This is a genomic window from Nocardioides sp. NPDC127514, assembly GCF_040302125.1.
GTDB lineage: Bacteria > Actinomycetota > Actinomycetes > Propionibacteriales > Nocardioidaceae > Nocardioides.
The window spans coordinates 1,753-4,980 of the sequence record NZ_JBEORF010000060.1; the positions used below are offsets into that span (position 1 = coordinate 1,753).

Sequence of the window (3,228 nt, forward strand, 5' to 3'; positions counted from 1 at the left end):
GGGTGTTGGTGTGTGTTGGTCTTCGTAGCGCAGACAAGCTCGATGATTGCAGGCATGCGTGATGCGTGTGTGTGGTTGTTGGTTTGTTGTTTTTGTTGAGTGTTTGTGAGAGATAAGCTATGAAGGGCACATGGTGGATGCCTTGGCATCAAGAGCCGAAGAAGGACGTTGGAGCCTGCGATAAGCCCTGGGGAGTTGGCAACCGAGCGTTGATCCGGGGGTGTCCGAATGGGGAAACCCAGCACGAGTCATGTCGTGTTACCTGCGCCTGAATCTATAGGGCGTGTGGAGGGAACGCGGGGAAGTGAAACATCTCAGTACCCGTAGGAAGAGAAAACAATAGTGATTCCGAGAGTAGTGGCGAGCGAAATCGGATGAGGCCAAACCGGTTACCTGTGATAGACGGCAGTTGTTGGGTAGTCGGGGTTGTGGGATATGTCTTTCATCGTCTGCCGGCGGTGAGCTCAGTAAGAAACCAAGCATGAAGGTGAACCAGTTGGGAAGCTGGGCCGTAGCGGGTGATAGCCCCGTAATCGTATGTGTTTGGCTGGGTTGATGTACTTCCCAAGTAGGACGGCACTCGTGGAATGTCGTGTGAATCTGGCGGGACCACCCGCTAAGCCTAAATACTTCTTGATGACCGATAGCGGACCAGTACCGTGAGGGAAAGGTGAAAAGTACCCCTGGCGGGGAGTGAAATAGTACCTGAAACCGTGTGCCTACAATCCGTCAGAGCCCGGCCGGCCACTTGTGGCAGTGGGGGTGATGGCGTGCCTTTTGAAGAATGAGCCTGCGAGTTAGCGGTGTGTGGCAAGGTTAACCCGTGTGGGGAAGCCGTAGCGAAAGCGAGTCCTAATAGGGCGATTGAGTCGCGCGCTCTAGACCCGAAGCGAAGTGATCTAGCCATGGGCAGGTTGAAGCGCCGGTAAGACGGCGTGGAGGACCGAACCCACTTCAGTTGAAAATGGAGGGGATGACCTGTGGTTAGGGGTGAAAGGCCAATCAAACTTCGTGATAGCTGGTTCTCCCCGAAATGCATTTAGGTGCAGCGTTGCGTGTTTCTTGCCGGAGGTAGAGCACTGGATAGCCGATGGGCCCGACCAGGTTACTGACGTTAGCCAAACTCCGAATGCCGGTAAGTGAGAGCGCAGCAGTGAGACAGTGGGGGATAAGCTCCATTGTCGAGAGGGAAACAGCCCAGACCATCAGCTAAGGCCCCTAAGCGATAACTAAGTGGAAAAGGATGTGGAGTCGCAGTGACAACCAGGAGGTTGGCTTGGAAGCAGCCACCCTTGAAAGAGTGCGTAATAGCTCACTGGTCAAGTGATTCCGCGCCGACAATGTAGCGGGGCTCAAGTTATCCGCCGAAGCTATGGCACTCCGGTTTTCCGGGGTGGGTAGGGGAGCGTCGTGTATCGAGTGAAGCAGCGGAGTGATCCAGCGGTGGACGGTACGCGAGTGAGAATGCAGGCATGAGTAGCGAATGATGTGTGAGAAACACATCCGCCGATTGATCAAGGGTTCCAGGGTCAAGCTAATCTGCCCTGGGTAAGTCGGGACCTAAGGCGAGGCCGACAGGCGTAGTCGATGGACAACGGGTTGATATTCCCGTACCGGCGAAGTGACGCCCATGATGAGGCGCATGATGCTAACCATCTGAAGCATGCGTGACCGATCCCTTCGGGGTGAGGCGTGTGTGTGGAACATGGGACCCAAGTGTGTAGTAGTCAAGTGATGGGGTGACGCAGGAAGGTAGTCGAACCGTAGCGATGGTTGTCTACGGGTAAGCGTGTAGGGCTGTGTGTAGGCAAATCCGCACACTGTGTGCCTGAGACGTGATACGGACCCGTTTGGGGAAGTCGATGATCCTATGCTGTCGAGAAAAACCTCTAGCGAGTCATGAGCCGCCCGTACCCCAAACCGACTCAGGTGATCAGGTAGAGAATACCGAGGCGATCGAGCGAACCATGGTTAAGGAACTCGGCAAAATGCCCCCGTAACTTCGGGAGAAGGGGGGCCCGGATCGTGAACCCACTAGCTGGGGGAAGCGTGAAGGGCCGCAGAGACCAGGCCCAAGCGACTGTTTACTAAAAACACAGGTCCGTGCGAAGTTGTAAGACGATGTATACGGACTGACTCCTGCCCGGTGCTGGAAGGTTAAGAGGACGGGTTAGCCTCACGGCGAAGCTCAGAATTTAAGCCCCAGTAAACGGCGGTGGTAACTATAACCATCCTAAGGTAGCGAAATTCCTTGTCGGGTAAGTTCCGACCTGCACGAATGGAGTAACGACTTGGGCGCTGTCTCAACCGTGGACTCGGCGAAATTGCACTACGAGTAAAGATGCTCGTTACGCGCGGCAGGACGGAAAGACCCCGGGACCTTTACTATAGTTTGGTATTGGTGTTTGGTTCGGCTTGTGTAGGATAGGTGGGAGACTGTGAAGCGCACACGCCAGTGTGTGTGGAGTCATCGTTGAAATACCACTCTGGTCGTACTAGATGTCTAACTTCGGACCATGATCTGGTTCAGGGACAGTGCCTGATGGGTAGTTTAACTGGGGCGGTTGCCTCCTAAAGTGTAACGGAGGCGCTCAAAGGTTCCCTCAGCCTGGTTGGCAATCAGGTGGCGAGTGTAAGTGCACAAGGGAGCTTGACTGTGAGACAGACATGTCGAGCAGGGACGAAAGTCGGAACTAGTGATCTGGCCACGGCATGTGGAAGCGTGGTCACTCAACGGATAAAAGGTACCCCGGGGATAACAGGCTGATCTTCCCCAAGAGTCCATATCGACGGGATGGTTTGGCACCTCGATGTCGGCTCGTCGCATCCTGGGGCTGGAGTAGGTCCCAAGGGTTGGGCTGTTCGCCCATTAAAGCGGCACGCGAGCTGGGTTTAGAACGTCGTGAGACAGTTCGGTCCCTATCCGCCGCGCGCGTAGGAAACTTGAGAAAGGCTGTCCCTAGTACGAGAGGACCGGGATGGACGAACCTCTGGTGTGCCAGTTGTACCGCCAGGTGCATGGCTGGTTGGCTACGTTCGGAAGTGATAACCGCTGAACGCATCTAAGCGGGAAGCACGTTTCAAGATGAGGTTTCCCACCCTTTATGGGTTAAGGCCCCCTACAGACTATGGGGTTGATAGGCCGGAGGTGTACAGCAGTGATGCCCAGCCGACCGGTACTAATAGGCCGAGGGCTTATCTTTCATAAACCCTCAACAAAAACAACAA

At 54.9% G+C, this 3,228-nt stretch carries 1 rRNA gene; it reads left to right on the plus strand.

Annotation, left to right across the window (positions count from 1 at the left end):
- Window positions 1-110: 110 nt before the first annotated feature.
- Window positions 111-3,203, plus strand: a 23S ribosomal RNA gene (locus ABTX24_RS29630).
- Window positions 3,204-3,228 lie beyond the last annotated feature (25 nt).